The organism is Aquabacterium sp. (assembly GCF_041909175.1).
GTDB lineage: Bacteria > Pseudomonadota > Gammaproteobacteria > Burkholderiales > Burkholderiaceae_C > Aquabacterium.
This window is the reverse complement of record NZ_JAYRDZ010000014.1, coordinates 1-13,854: the sequence shown is the minus strand read 5'-3', so window position 1 is coordinate 13,854 and position 13,854 is coordinate 1. Positions and strand designations below refer to the sequence as shown.

At 61.9% G+C, this 13,854-nt stretch carries 12 protein-coding genes; 7 read left to right on the top strand and 5 right to left on the bottom strand.

Features of this window, described 5'->3' with window-relative positions; all coding sequences use genetic code 11:
• Nucleotides 1-2: 2 nt before the first annotated feature.
• The 4 genes from ACE3PH_RS15400 to ACE3PH_RS15385 are packed head-to-tail and all read left to right on the top strand — an operon-like array spanning nt 3 to nt 4,889.
• A complete protein-coding gene (locus ACE3PH_RS15400; protein ID WP_374320668.1) occupies nt 3-602 on the top strand; it encodes a chorismate lyase in 600 nt (199 codons plus the stop codon).
• 32 nt (nt 603-634) lie between these two features.
• Nucleotides 635-1,180: an NUDIX hydrolase gene (locus ACE3PH_RS15395; RefSeq protein ID WP_374320766.1), complete on the top strand. Its 546-nt coding sequence runs from the start codon at nt 635-637 to the stop codon at nt 1,178-1,180.
• Nucleotides 1,181-1,240: 60 nt separating this feature from the next.
• The gene (locus ACE3PH_RS15390) at nt 1,241-3,427 is read left to right on the top strand and encodes a type I secretion system permease/ATPase (protein ID WP_374320667.1); all 2,187 of its coding nucleotides are present in this window, start codon (nt 1,241-1,243) and stop codon (nt 3,425-3,427) included.
• A gap of 13 nt (nt 3,428-3,440) precedes the next feature.
• Nucleotides 3,441-4,889 (top strand): HlyD family type I secretion periplasmic adaptor subunit, encoded by a 1,449-nt coding sequence (locus tag ACE3PH_RS15385; protein WP_374320665.1) that lies wholly within the window; start codon nt 3,441-3,443, stop codon nt 4,887-4,889.
• Here the strand turns inward: ACE3PH_RS15385 and ACE3PH_RS15380 are convergent, their stop codons facing one another.
• Together ACE3PH_RS15380 and ACE3PH_RS15375 are read right to left on the bottom strand one after the other, a co-directional pair.
• Nucleotides 4,890-6,809 (bottom strand): LapD/MoxY N-terminal periplasmic domain-containing protein, encoded by a 1,920-nt coding sequence (locus ACE3PH_RS15380; protein ID WP_374320664.1) that lies wholly within the window; start codon nt 6,807-6,809, stop codon nt 4,890-4,892.
• Between the two features lie 22 nt (nt 6,810-6,831).
• On the bottom strand, nt 6,832-7,440 hold the full coding sequence (locus ACE3PH_RS15375) for a transglutaminase-like cysteine peptidase (RefSeq protein ID WP_374320662.1): 609 nt from the start codon (nt 7,438-7,440) through the stop codon (nt 6,832-6,834).
• A 314-nt stretch (nt 7,441-7,754) separates the two neighbouring features.
• Between ACE3PH_RS15375 and ACE3PH_RS15370 the strand changes: the two genes are divergently transcribed.
• On the top strand, nt 7,755-9,596 hold the full coding sequence (locus ACE3PH_RS15370) for a TolC family outer membrane protein (RefSeq protein ID WP_374320660.1): 1,842 nt from the start codon (nt 7,755-7,757) through the stop codon (nt 9,594-9,596).
• A 22-nt stretch (nt 9,597-9,618) separates the two neighbouring features.
• Here the strand turns inward: ACE3PH_RS15370 and ACE3PH_RS15365 are convergent, their stop codons facing one another.
• Nucleotides 9,619-10,260, bottom strand: a complete 642-nt coding sequence (locus ACE3PH_RS15365) for an FABP family protein (RefSeq protein ID WP_374320658.1) — start codon at nt 10,258-10,260, stop codon at nt 9,619-9,621.
• 187 nt (nt 10,261-10,447) lie between these two features.
• Here ACE3PH_RS15365 and ACE3PH_RS15360 point away from each other — a divergent pair, with 187 nt between their 5' ends.
• Nucleotides 10,448-10,639 carry a hypothetical protein gene (locus tag ACE3PH_RS15360; RefSeq protein WP_374320656.1) on the top strand — a complete coding sequence of 64 codons (192 nt, stop codon included), beginning with the start codon at nt 10,448-10,450 and terminating at the stop codon, nt 10,637-10,639.
• An 85-nt stretch (nt 10,640-10,724) separates the two neighbouring features.
• Entirely contained in the window at nt 10,725-12,416 is a 1,692-nt protein-coding gene (locus ACE3PH_RS15355) for a DUF6600 domain-containing protein (protein WP_374320654.1), read from the top strand.
• A gap of 147 nt (nt 12,417-12,563) precedes the next feature.
• On the opposite strand, the gene ACE3PH_RS15350 is transcribed toward ACE3PH_RS15355, so the two are convergent.
• Together ACE3PH_RS15350 and ACE3PH_RS15345 are read right to left on the bottom strand one after the other, a co-directional pair.
• Nucleotides 12,564-12,917, bottom strand: a complete 354-nt coding sequence (locus tag ACE3PH_RS15350; RefSeq protein ID WP_374320652.1) for a carboxymuconolactone decarboxylase family protein — start codon at nt 12,915-12,917, stop codon at nt 12,564-12,566.
• A 46-nt stretch (nt 12,918-12,963) separates the two neighbouring features.
• Nucleotides 12,964-13,389 carry a hypothetical protein gene (locus ACE3PH_RS15345; RefSeq protein ID WP_374320650.1) on the bottom strand — a complete coding sequence of 142 codons (426 nt, stop codon included), beginning with the start codon at nt 13,387-13,389 and terminating at the stop codon, nt 12,964-12,966.
• Between the last annotated feature and the right edge of the window lie 465 nt (nt 13,390-13,854).

Genomic DNA, 13,854 nt, shown 5'->3' with positions numbered 1-13,854 from the left:
CGATGCTACCTCGTCGCACAGCCGTCCGCCCTGCTCGTTCATCGCGTCCACGCGCGCCCCGCCCTGTCCGGCCGGTTGACCCGCGCGCGCAGGCCTGGCTGACCGCTCCCGGCTCCCTGACTGCTCGCCTGCGGGCCCACGGCCATGTCGATGTGGTCGTGCTGTTTCAGGGCAGTCGTCGGCTGTGGCCGATCGAGTCGCGCGACTTGTGTCAGCCCAATGGCCATGTGCGGGAAGTGATCTTGCGCATCGACGGCCGACCTGCCGTCTGGGCACGCAGCACCACACCGCACCGTGCCTTGCGCGGCCCCTGGAAGGCCTTGTTGGGCCTGGGTTGCAGGCCCCTGGCCGAACTGCTGTTTCAGCGGCGCCATGTCTGCCGCGACCCGCTGCAATCGCATCACCCGAAACGCCACAGTCTGGCCATGAGCCATCTGCAAACACAGTGGCAACCATTCGCCCCGCACGACCGACCTGGCCAAACGCCCTTGTGGGCCCGCAGTTCCGTGTTCTGGCGCAGCGGACAACCCTTGCGCGTACTGGAAGTCTTTGCCCCCTGGGTACTGGCGCTCGATGCCCACGAAGTTGCTCGCCAGCGCTGAATCTGCTGTCCTTCATGCCCTACACTGGCGGCATGTTTTTCTCACGCCGAATCGAGCACTGCCAGGTGTGTGGCACCCGGGTTGAATACCGGATTCCCGCTGACGACAACCGCGAACGTGCGGTCTGTCCGGCCTGCCAGCACATCCACTACGTCAACCCGTTGAACGTGGTGGGCACCTTGCCGATCTGGGAAGACAAAGTCTTGCTCTGCAAGCGCAACATCGAACCCCGCAAGGGCCTGTGGACCTTGCCTGCTGGCTTCATGGAGCTGGGTGAGACCACGGAAGAAGGTGCCGTACGAGAAACCGATGAAGAAGCCGGTGCGCGCATTCAGGTGCTCGGGCTCTACTCGGTGCTCAATGTGGTGACAGCCGGTCAGGTTCACTTCTTCTACCGTGCCAAGCTGCTCGACACCGACTTCAACCCCGGACCGGAAACGATGGAGGCCCGCCTCTTCACGCAAGCCGAGATCCCGTGGGACGAATTGGCGTTCCGCACGGTCCGCATGACACTGCAAAACTACTTTGACGACCGGCGCGAGGGTCAATTCGGCATCCACTGTGCCGATATACGCTGAGTCGGCCTCTTTGGGCCTTGCTCTGCCGGTGCAGCCCCTGCACATCGCCGGACACTGTCCATGAACACACCCGATTCGGATCAAGCCCCCGCACCCGCCACGCCAGACGACATTCATCTGCGTGAAGACCTGATTACACCGGACCCGTTGCTGGACTGCCTGATCGAGGTCTGCCGCATCCATGGCCTGCCTGCTTCTCGGGCATCCCTGTCAGCCGGCTTGCCGGTGGCCAAAGGCCCCCTCCCGCTGAATCTGGCCGAACGAGCCGCCCACCGCGGTGGCCTGGCTGCCAAGGTTCAGCGTGTGGCCCTCAAGGACATCGACACCAAGGCCTTGCCCGCCATCCTGCTGCTCAAAAACAAGCAGGCCTGCGTTCTGCTCAAGCACGATGCACAGGGTGTAGCCCATGTGCTGTTGCCACAGACCGGCCAGGGTGAAGTCACCCTCACACCGGAAGAACTTGCTGACCGCTATACCGGCGTGATGCTGTCGGCCCGCCCCTACTTCCGCTTTGACGGTCGCACGCCAGAGGTGCGCGCCACCCGACAAGGGCACTGGTTCTGGAGCGCTGTTTTCGCGCAACGCTTCGTGTACCGCGATGTGCTGTCGGCGGCCCTGCTGATCAACATCTTCGCCCTGGTCTTCCCGATGTTCTCCATGAACGTCTACGACCGGGTGGTACCCAACCATGCGGTGGAAACGCTCTGGGCCCTGGCCATCGGGGTGGTGCTGATCCTGTGCTCGGACCTGCTGATCCGCATCATGCGCAGCCATTTCGTGGACGAAGCCAGCGCGCGCATTGACCTGAAGATCTCGGCCACCCTGATGGAACGGGTGCTGGGCATGCGCCTGGAGTTCCGACCGCAATCGGTCGGCTCGTTTGCATCCAACCTGCGAGGCTTCGAGCAGGTGCGCGACTTCATTGCATCGAGCACCGTGACGGCATTGATCGATCTGCCGTTTGCCATCCTGTTCATCGTCGTCATCGGCTGGATCTCGCCCTGGCTGATCCTGCCGGTGCTGGCCATCTTCGCGATCATCCTGATTGCCGGCTATGTGCTGCAACACCGGCTGCACGAGCTATCGGAAGCCACCTACCAGGCCGCAGCCCAGCGCAATGCGACGCTGGTCGAAGCCTTGAGCGGCATCGAGACCATCAAGACCCAGGGGGCAGAAAGCACCATCCAGTCACGGTGGGAGCGCGCCAACCAGTACCTGTCTGCACTGAATGTACGCATGCGACGCCTGTCTTCGGGCGCCATGTACTTCACAAGCATGATGCAGCAGGTGGTGTCGGTCAGCATCATCGTGATCGGTGTGTACCTCATTGCCAACCGCGACCTGACCATGGGGGGCCTGATCGCCTCCACGATGCTGGCGGGGCGGGCCCTGGGCCCAGCGGGGCAGATCGTCGGGCTGCTGATGCAGTACCAGAGCGCCCGGACCGCGCTCGAATCGCTCAACAAGATCATGGCGCAGGAGATCGAGCGCCCCGATGGCAAAACCTTCATCGAGCGGCGCGAATTCAAGGGTGAGATCGAATTCCGCCACGTTTCCTTTGCCTACCCGGGGCGCCGTGATGCGGCCCTGCATGATGTGAGCTTTAGGGTTCAGCCCGGCGAAAAGGTAGCCCTGATCGGCAAGGTGGGCTCGGGCAAGACCACCCTGCAGAAGCTGATCATGGGGCTCTACCGGCCAGCCGAAGGGGCGGTGCTGATCGACGGCATCGACCTGCGCCAGCTGGACCCGGCCGACGTCCGCCGCAATGTGGGCTATGTCTCGCAGGACGTGAACCTCTTCTACGGCACGCTGCGCGACAACATCACCTTCGGGATGCCCCATGCACAGGATGACGCCATCGTCTCTGCCGCCGACCAGGCTGGCCTGAGCGAGATGGTCCACCGTCACCCGGAAGGCTTCCACATGCAGGTGGGCGAACGCGGCGAGTTGCTCTCGGGCGGCCAGCGCCAGGGTGTCGGCATTGCACGGGCCATCCTGCACAACGCGCCCATCTTGCTGCTGGACGAACCCACCAGCGCCATGGACTTCTCCACCGAAGCCTTCGTGACCCAGCGCATGAAGGCCTTCTGCACGGGCAAGACCGTGGTGCTGGTCACCCACCGTACGTCCATGCTGTCCTTTGTGGATCGCGTCATCGTGATCGACCAGGGCAAGGTCGTGGCCGATGGCCCGCGTGACCAGATCATGCAGGCCTTGTCCTCTGGCCGCATTGCCCGCGCATCCTGACAGGAGCCACACCATGAACATGAACAAGCTCATGAAGCTCGGTCAGATCTCGATGGCCGCGCTGGAATCGATCCGGGTTCGCATCGCCCCGTTTACCGACAAGGTGCTCGACAAACTCGCCGGCCCCCGTGTCACCCCCACCGTGGCGGTCGAGGCCGGCATGCCCGCCTTCGAGCAGGAAGTCGACGCCGTGATGTCGACTCAGCAGACCTACCGCGCCCAGACGCTGGTGCGCACGGCACTGATTGTGACGATGGGGCTGCTGGTCTGGTCGGCCATTGCCCAAATCGATGAAGTCACCAAGGGTGATGCCAAGGTGATCCCGTCACGCCAGTTGCAGATCGTGCAATCGCTAGATGGCGGCGTGGTGTCGCAGATCCTGGTCAAGGAAGGCCAACAGGTCGAAGCGGGCCAGTTGCTGCTGAAAATTGATGAAACCCGCGCGTCTTCAGGCATGAAGGAAAGCGAAGCCCAGACCTTTGCGCTGCGCGTGCGCATGGCTCGCCTGAAAGCATTGGCCGAAGGCACCACCTTCATGCCGCCTGTGGCCGACTTGGACAGCCCTGAAGACCAGCGCGTGGTCGATGAAGAGCGCCAGCTCTATGACAACAAGCGGGCCGAACTGTCCGCCATGGTGTCCATCAACCAGCAACAACTGATGCAGCGCCAGCAGGAGTTGACCGAAACCCGTGCACGGCGTGATGCAGCAGCCCGTTCGCTGGATCTGTCCCAACAAGAGCTGAACAAAACCCGCCCGCTGCTGGCTTCTGGCGCGGTGTCCGAAGTGGAAATCTTGCGGCTTGAGCGGGATGTCACCCGCGCCAGAGGCGACATGGAACAAGCCGCGGCCCAGAGTGGCCGGGTGATGGCTGCCATCGGGGAAGCCCAGCGCAAGATCCAGGAAACCGAACTGCAGTTCCGCAATGACGCCCGCAAGGAACTGTCCGACGTGTCGATCAAGCTCAATGCCATGAGCGAAGGTGCCGTGGCGCTGGCGGACAAGGTGGACAAGTCCCAGGTGAAGTCACCTGTCCGGGGGCGTGTGCAGCGCCTGCTGGCGAACACGGTGGGCGGTGTGGTCCAGCCCGGCAAGGACATTGTTGAAATCGTGCCGCTGGACGACGCCCTGGTACTGGAGGCCCGCGTGCAACCGCGTGACATCGCCTTCATTCACCCTGGGCAAGCGGCCACCGTCAAGCTCACCGCCTACGACTTTTCCATCTATGGCGGCCTGGACGCCGTGGTGGAAAACATCAGCCCGGACACGGTGACCGACGAACGCGGTCAGAACACCTACTACGTGGTGCGGGTGCGCACGCACAAGAGCAATTTCAGCGAGAAGATGCCCATCATCCCCGGCATGACGGCCGAGGTGGACATCCTCACGGGCAAGAAGTCCGTGCTGTCCTACCTCCTGAAGCCAGTGCTCAGGGCCAAGGCTTACGCCATGACCGAGCGCTGATCAACTAGGCAGCTTGACTGCGGGACCGGTGACACCATCGATACCGCAGTCCATCAGGGCAGACAGATCCAGCTCGTCAGACACGCCTTCGGCATAAACATGCAGCCCCAGGCTGTGCAACATGCTCACCGTGCGTGACACAAACGCCGCGCGGGCAGGGTCAAGGGACACCCCCTGCACCACGGACGCGTCCAGCTTGATGTAGTCCAGCCCGGCCTCGAACAGGAACTCGATGCGCGCCAGACGCTCACCCGCGTGCTCCAGGCCGATTTTCACCCCCAGCGGACGGAGCTGCTTGCACAGCTCGCGTACCAACTCGAAGCGGTCGACCGCAGCCACCTCGGCCACCTCCAGCCACAAATGGCTCGCGGCCCCAGGTGCAGCAGTCAGCAAGGCACGCAAACGTGGCACGAAACCGCTGTCAGCCAGCGATGCCGGCGCCACATTGACTCCACGCGGCCGACCATCTTGCGCAATTTGCGCCAGCGCCAGCGATGCAGCAGCCTCGTCAATGCGGGCTGTCAGCTTGCAGCGCAAGGCCATGGGCAACCACAAGGCTGCCGACTCGAACGCGCCAGAAGGCTCCAACTGCATGCGCATCGGGCACTCCAGGTGCACCAGCTCAGAGCGGCGCCCCAGCACCGGGAAGCCCGTCAGACGGATCCGCTGCTGGCTCAAGGCATCGCTCAGGCGTTGACGCCATTCGTCTTCGCCCAGGACACGGGCCTCGCTGAGGCCCAGGCCCACCCGCTCCACAGCAAACGCGCCACGGCACTCGGCGCGGGCCAAGGCCGAGTCAGCTGCCGCCAGCACCTGGGCCATCGGGGTACCCCGCTCCCAGCGGGTGGTACCCAGCACCACGGAGGCATCCACCGCCATCTCGACAAAAGCACGCTTGATGGCATCCGCAAAGTGCTCTGCATCGGGCAGCGGCACATCCGAACTGGTCAGGCAAACCGCGAAATCGCCCCCATTGAGCCGGCCAGTGGCCACACCGGGCACACCCACCGACACTTCCTTCAGCACCGCTGCCAGCTTTTGCAGCAGCACGTCGGTCTGTCGGTGCCCCATCACCCGGTTGACGGCGCCCAGATCGACCACGCGGATCATGTAGAGAGAGCCACGCCCCGAGCCTTCGTCATCAGCCAGGGCTGCCTGCAACTGCGCCATGAAGTGCGTGCGGTTCGACAAACCGGTCAAGGCATCGCAATGCGCCTCCTGGCGAAGCTGCTCCACCTGAAACGCCTGCTCGTCAAACTGGAAGCGCAAGCGCTCGACCACCGCATTCATGGCCTGACTCAAGCGGGCCAGCTCAGGCACGTTGGGCTCTTCCACCGTGATGAAGCGCCGCTCCATCAAGGCCTGCGCCTGCCCCACGGTGGCGTCCAGTGGTCTGCGGATACGGCGGACACCCAAAGTGGCCACCACACCAGCCAGCACGCCCAGGCCCAGCAGCCACACCAAGGTGCGCATCGTGCCTGACCACAGCTGGTCATAGGCATAGGCAGAGTGGCTGACCACCTCGACCGAACCGAGCGCACGCCATCCGTCTGACACCTGGGCCAACCCCGGCGCCGATTCGATCGGGACCAGCTGCATGAACCACTGCGGCGCACGTGGGCGGGACACAGACGGGTCAGCCTCGTGCTCGGCGATCACCTGTCCGGCAGGGTCTTTCAACACAATGCGCTGGTAATAGCCCGTGTCGAACTGCGCCGCCACAGCCAGCTCCATCAACGCCTGATCGCCCTTTTGCTGCGACAAGGTCAAAGCCAGCGCCTGTGCGTTATCGGCGTTCTTGACCCTTAACTGGGTCTCAACGTAGCCCCTGGACGAGGCCATCCACACAGCAAAGCTGCCCATGAAGGCCATCAGCAAGGTTGCCAGCAGCAACACCCAGATTTGTCGAATCAGAGACATGGGGTCTCGGCTCCCATATGAATCACCACCATCCTTCGGCACGCACCTTGGCCAGCAGATCTCGCCAGCGCGACAAGCGTGCCACAGGGTCTCCCGCGGAGGCGCCCGTCACCCCCTGCCAAAGACCCTCTGCATTGAAACTGAAGACCGGCGCCAGATCGGGTCGACGCGAAGCCGGCCGAATCTCGCTGATCAGATTATCCAGAATGACCGGTTCGCCATTCGGCTCTGCATAGTACGCCAGCACCATGTGGGCGACGGCACTGCCCCCCAGATCGGCGCGCACATACACCAGCCGCATGCGCGCCGGCGGCGTTCCTGCAGCAATGAGCGCCAGGTACTTCGCTATGGCGTAGTCTTCGCAATCACCCGCGCCCTTGCCAAGCGACTCCAGCGGTGTTGCCCAGTAGTCGGGCACACCCCACACATCACGGTCATCCCGGTATTCGATGCGGCGGTTGAAAAACGCATTGACGGTTTTGAGCCGGGCGTTGTCAGGCTCATTGGCCGCATCGGCAATCATTTGGACCATGGCTTGCGCCTGAACCAACGTGGCGGGCCCCATCTTCTGAGCCGCCCCCAGCAAGCGCTGAGATTCCCAGGCATCGCCACGGCCAAGCAAAAGCAGCACCGCGGCGCACAAAACAAGCCTGCCAGCAACCAGAGCGCCCCGACCGGTACATGCGATCGCCAATGCACGTACCACACACAACATGGCACGAGCAGGAGGAACCGACCAAAGGGTAAGGACAAATGATGGCATTCGGACACCGATGGGCTTGAATCGGCGGATTCATGCAAAACTTGACCTAATCTGTACATCTCCAACCAAATCGTGAAAAACCCCGCGACCCGGGGACCCCTTTTGAAACAATTGGTGACAGAATCCCAGGGTTTCGCCTTAGGCTATCCGGACACCCGAACACAAGAGAGACAAGGTCGAGCATGAAATCCGTGCAGTTCCAACTCTGCCTGACCGCCATCACCCTGGCTGTGGCAACTTTCAACAGCGTCGCCCAAACCACCCCCACAACGGGCTTGAGCGCAGCAGCTCAAAAAGCCATCGACAGCAACCCAGACGTCACCGCTCGCCTGAATGCCCTGCGTGCGGCCACCAATGAAGTGGATGTCGCGCGTGGCGGCTATTTCCCACGCGTAGATGTCGATGGGCGCGCTGGCCGGGTCAGCGAAGGCTACTCCGGCAGCACCAGCGCCAAAGACTTCTCGGCTACCGGCATCTCGATTTCGGCCAAGCAGATGCTGTGGGATGGCCTGGCCACCCGGCACGAGGTCGAGCGCATGGGCCACGCCCGCCTGACCCGGTACTTTGAATTCCTGCAAGCCACCCAGGACGCATCCCTCGAAGCCGCGCGCGCCTATCTGGATGTGCTGCGCTACCGCAAGCTGGTTGATCTGGCCGAAGACAACTACATCCAGCACAAGTATGTGCAAGGGCAGCTGCAATCGAAGGTCAAAGCGGGTGTGGGTCGCGGTGTCGACTTCGAGCAAGCTAACGCACGGCTGGCCTTGGCCGACTCGAACCTGACAACCGAAGTCGCCAACCTGCACGACGTCAGCACCCGCTACCTGCGGGTGGTGGGCGAAGCGCCTGCCAAAGACATGCCTGCGCCAACCGGCCTGGACAGAGGCCTGGCCGCTACGCAGACCGAGATGACCAACCAGGCCGTCGCAGTCAGCCCGACCGTGGAGGCTGCCGTTGAAAACATGCGCGCAGCGCGCCTGCAGGCGCAACGCCAGGAGGCGGCCTACCAGCCGACCGTTGAAGCCCGCATCCGCTCTGGCGTGGGTCACAACTACGACACCAACCAGGACATGCGACGCGAAACGGTCGCCGAGCTGGTCTTGAACTGGAATCTGTTCAACGGCGGCTCCGACCGCGCCCGTGCACGTCAATATGCCGACCTGATCAACCAGGCCGCCGATGACCGGGACAAGGCCTGCCGCGATGTGCGTCAGACAGCTTCCATTGCGTACAACGACATCCAAAAACTGAAAGACCAGTTGCTGGCCCTTGACCGCAACGTGCTGGCCATTGAAAAGACGCGCAACGCCTACCGCCAGCAGTTCGACATTGGTCAGCGCAGCCTGCTGGACCTGCTGAACGCTGAAAACGAGCTCTACACCGCCAAGCGCTCTTATGCCAATGCGGAGTTTGATCTGCAACTGGCTTACGCCCGCACGCAAGCCGCCCAAAGCTCGCTCACCACGGTGCTGGGGCTGAGCCAGGGCCAGAACAACGAGACCTCATCCCAAGCGACCGGGGAAGACGGCGCCCAGCGCTGCCCGGCCACGGTGATCGAGTTGCCTGAAGTCAACCGTGATCGCCTGGCTGCCGAAGCCACCAAACTCGAAGGTGCTGCCCGTCCAGCGACAGCCCCGACGCCAGCAACCGACACGCCTGCCACACCGGCCCCGAGCAGCGCCACCCCACCCAATACCCATGTGGTGGCTGACCGCCTGCGTGCCTGGGTCGCAGCCTGGCAAGCCAAGGATGTGGCAAAGTACCTGAGCTTCTACAGCAGCGACTTTGCCCCCAAGGCCAGCACCCATGCCCAATGGCAGGCCAGCCGCCAGCGCGCGTTGAGCAAAGACGGCACCATTGAGATCAAGCTGAGCAACATCTCGGCTGAACGGCGCGACGATCAGGTCATCACCACCTTTGACCAAACCTACAACCACGCCACCTACCAGGACCACACGACCAAGGTGCTGACCTGGAAGAAGCAGGCTGATCAGTGGGTCATCGTGGCAGAAAGCAACCGCTGACCCGTTCCTGCCCCCTTAGCCCTTAGCCCTTGGCCTGCAAGGCCAGAGGGTTGGGGGTGGCCTCACCGACCTTGTGCAAGGTATTGCGGTCCGTGTGGTGGAACAACTCCTCTTGCCCGCGAATGCGCATGACGGTGTCCTCGTCATAAGACCAGGTGCCATCGTCATGGACGGTCACCTTGATACGGAACTCCACCGTGTCAAAAGCATGCAGCAGGAACGGCGCCGAACAGATGCCGTTCGACTCAGCGCCCTTTGTCGCCACCAGCTCGAACGAGCGGGCATCTGCTGACGCCTTGCCCGACGCCATCACCACCTGCGCACGCGGAATGGTGAGCGTGTGGATCACCGTCTCGGTAGCCGGCTCCCACAGCCAGTAGCCAACCTGGTCGTGATAAGTCTTGACCTGCTCAGGCTTGGTCACGTGGGTGTGATAACGCAGACCGTAATAGACCTGAGGCCCGTTGGTCTGTGGGTCAATGGGCTGCAGTTCAATCCGTTCGACATAAGCCTGCTTGCGTGGGCCATCTGCCTTGGGCTTCACATCCAGACCACGCACACCTTCCCAGATGCCAGCCATGCCACTCAATGGCCCCAGGTTCTTCAACGTGTCGACATCCAGACCCTTCGGCTCGGTGTAAATGTCTTCAGGAAAATCTGCCATCCGCGTGCTCCAACTTCGGGTTTGTCACAGTGTGCAATCAGTTTAGCTGCTTGCTCACAAAACCCCTCAAACGGGCGCTCGCTGGCCTCTATTGATGGGCGTAAAGTCATTGTCACACCGGCGTCTCTTTCCTTTCGTGGGCAGCGGTGCCTGCTGTTTCTCATCACGAAAGGAATGGAGTACCACCATGCACAACGACGACCGTTCCGAGCAAGCGCGCAAGCAGTTGCTGGAGATGCAAGCGGCGTTGTTCAACCTGCGCGACGGGTTGATGAACCTGAGCATGTCCCTGCGTGATCTGGCCTGCCTGACCGACGAACACGGTCAACAGCAAGCCTCGATGGAAGCCGAACAACTGCTGGGTCGACTGCGGGGCTGATACACCCCCTCACACACGCAGGTCAACCAGCCGTGTACGGCGGGCGTTTTCTCCTAACCTACTTGCATTCAGGAGCGAACGCCAGATGCTCACCATCCGTTTCCGGTCTCGTGCCGCACACCTCGTCTTCGTCACGCTGGCTCTGGTCGGCTGCGCGACCGACCAGGCCGTCATGGCCCGCGACTACGACAACGACTACGATGGCCCGGCCCGAGTCGGCCGCCTCAGCTACATTTCGGGGCGCGTTGACGCCTACACCGACGAGCAATCTGCCTGGGGGCCGGCCTACCTGAACCTGCCGGTTACCAGCAACACCGGTATCTGGACAGGCCGCGACGCCAAGGCCGAGGTCACCATCGGCAGCACCAGCATCCATATTGATGACGACAGCGAAGTCGACTTCGATGAACTCGACGATGACGGCATCGAGATCGACCTTGAAAACGGCAATTTCGTCCAGCGCGTGCGACAGCTTCCTCGTGACGAGCGCTGGTATGTCCACGCAGGCGACACCCGCATCCAGTGGACTGGCCCTGGTAGCTACAGCGTGGCCTACAAAGAGCACGCCCATGTTGTCACCGTGAAGGTGTTCAGCGGCTCGGCTCGCGTCGACAGCCGCCGTGGCAACTACACCGTGTACAGCGGCCAGCAGCTCACGCTGGATGAAGACGACGGTTCGAGCCAGATCTCCAACCGCGTGTCGAGCACCAACTTTGAAGAATGGGCTGAACGCCGCAACCGGGCCTTCGACCAGTCAGATGCCAGCCGCTATGTCTCGCCTGAAATGACCGGGGCAGAGCAGCTGGGCAACTATGGCCAATGGTCTCAGGATGTCACCTATGGCGCCGTCTGGTTCCCCACCCAGGTGGTGGTCGGCTGGGCACCTTACCGCTATGGTCACTGGGCATGGATTGCACCCTGGGGCTGGACATGGGTGGATGACGCCCCATGGGGCTTTGCACCCTTCCACTATGGCCGCTGGGTACAGGTTCGTGGCCGCTGGGCCTGGTGCCCGGGCCCACGTGTCGCCCGCCCCGCCTTTGCGCCAGCCCTGGTGCGCGTTCAGGAACATGACAACCACCGCCCGACACGCTGGGTGCCCCTGGCGCCCAAGGAACCATTCCAGCGCGACTTCTTCAAGCCAGTGCCGAAGCCTCAACAGCCCGTGCAACGCCCTGGCAGTGAGTGGAACCGCAACCAGCAACAGACCGCGCCACGTCGACAAGACGACCAACGCGACCAGCATGGCTGGAATGACCGCAGTGGTCAGCAGGATCGCAACCGCGACCGAGACGGGGACAGAAATCAACAGCCCAACCAGGGTAACACCCGCCCGCCCGTGGTCCAGCCAGTGAGCCCGAGCCGCCCGGCTCAGACCCAGCAACCGGTGCAAACGCAGCCGAGCAACCAGCCAGGCCAGTCATCCGACCGAGATCGTGACCGCGATCGAGACCGTGACCACGATCGGAGCAACAACAAGCCCATCTCATCGCCCCGAAGAGACGAGCAGCCCGCCAATGCGCCGGCTGTGCAAACACCGAGCAAGCCGACGCAGCAGCAGGCGCAACAGGCCCCTCAATGGCGCCAACCGCAGGCTGCACAGCAAGCCGGTGACACGGCCAACAGCCGCAACAACAACGAACGTGGTCGTGAACGGGAACGCCAACAGCTGCCGCAACAACAGCAACAGCAAACGGCCCAACAGCCGAATCAAGCAGGCCAGACACCCTGGCAGCGAGGCAAATCACGCAACCAGGGCGATGATCAGCCAAACTGATACAAGCCGATATCCATCCAACGAAAAGGCAGCCGAATGGCTGCCTTTTTTTGATGCAATGAAAGGCTTCCCCTGGGGGATGTGAAGTTCCTCAACGTTTCCCAACAAGGTTATCCACAGATTTTGTTGATAACCTGGAGAGTCAGATCAGGCCGCCACTTCGGCCATCACATCCCATGCCTTTAACGCCTCGGCCGCGTACATCAGGTTGGGCCCGCCGCCCATGTAAACACAGACCGAGAGCATCTCTTCCAGCTCGGCACGGGTGGCACCCAGCTTGTGCAACGCCTTCACATGAAAGCCGATGCAACCCGAGCAATGCTGACTGACCCCGATGGCCAGGGCAATCAACTCCTTGTTCTTGGCTGAAATGGCACCATCGGCCATTGCAGACTGGGCCAACTGAGAAAAGCCCCGCATGGCCTCGCTTTGCGACTTGCGAAACGGCCCCAGGCATGCGTTGATGTCGTTCATCAAGCTGGCGTGGTCAAACGTGCTCATATTGATATGTCTCCTCGGTAAGCTGAAAGTGATGTGCGTGCCACGCTCATGACTTGCGGGTGGCATCCAGCAAATGACGCAGGTGGAAGCCATCGGCATCGGGCTTCAAACCCTCCTGCTCTCGATGCGCCTCAACGATCTCGGCCACATCTCTTGTGGCGTCCAAACCCAACTCGGCCAGCATCCTGGCCATGAGGTCGCACCGCAGAGCCAGCAGCCCTCGCAACTCTTCCCACTCACGGGCAATGCGCCGCCCATGAGCCCCCAGCACTGCCGCATCCAGCGCCGCATGGCGAGCAAAGAATGGATGAGTGCGATCCAGAATGTGCTGCACCGTAGCCTCGGTGGCGAGATCTGCGCCCAGGACACGTGCTAGCGTGCCGATGCGGGCGTTGAGATCCTCCAGCGCATCAGCGAAATGCGCGCCACGCCGCAAATGAGCAGACTGACTGTCTTCGCTGGCCATCGTCATGCTGAACCCTCACTGTGATGTGAACAGCTTCAGCATAGCAAAATACCCCCATAGGTATATGACACAGATCAGACCTTGATGAAGCCCGACATGTGCCGTCGAGGCTCATGTGCCCGCCAAGCCCCCCAAAAGAGGGAAGTGGGCTGTTTGACCACCCTTGGTGGACTGCGTATGCTTACGCAGAACATCTTGTTACTGAACCAACAAGTGACGCATAACCTGGGAGGAATGGCCATTGAAGAGCCAAAAACCAATGCGCGACAAGCACTTAGGCCCTGATGTAGTTAATGGGTTAGGCCTCACTTTGCGCCTGAAACCACTTTGTTATGCGTCAGTATTGACGTCTAAATTACGTTAGGCCACGCATTACATGCGCTCAGACATTCGTAAGACTTAAGCAATCGAGATCCCAATGAAGGCAACAGACTTCCCTCCAATTCAAGAGACGTTCTCAGAGGTTTTCAT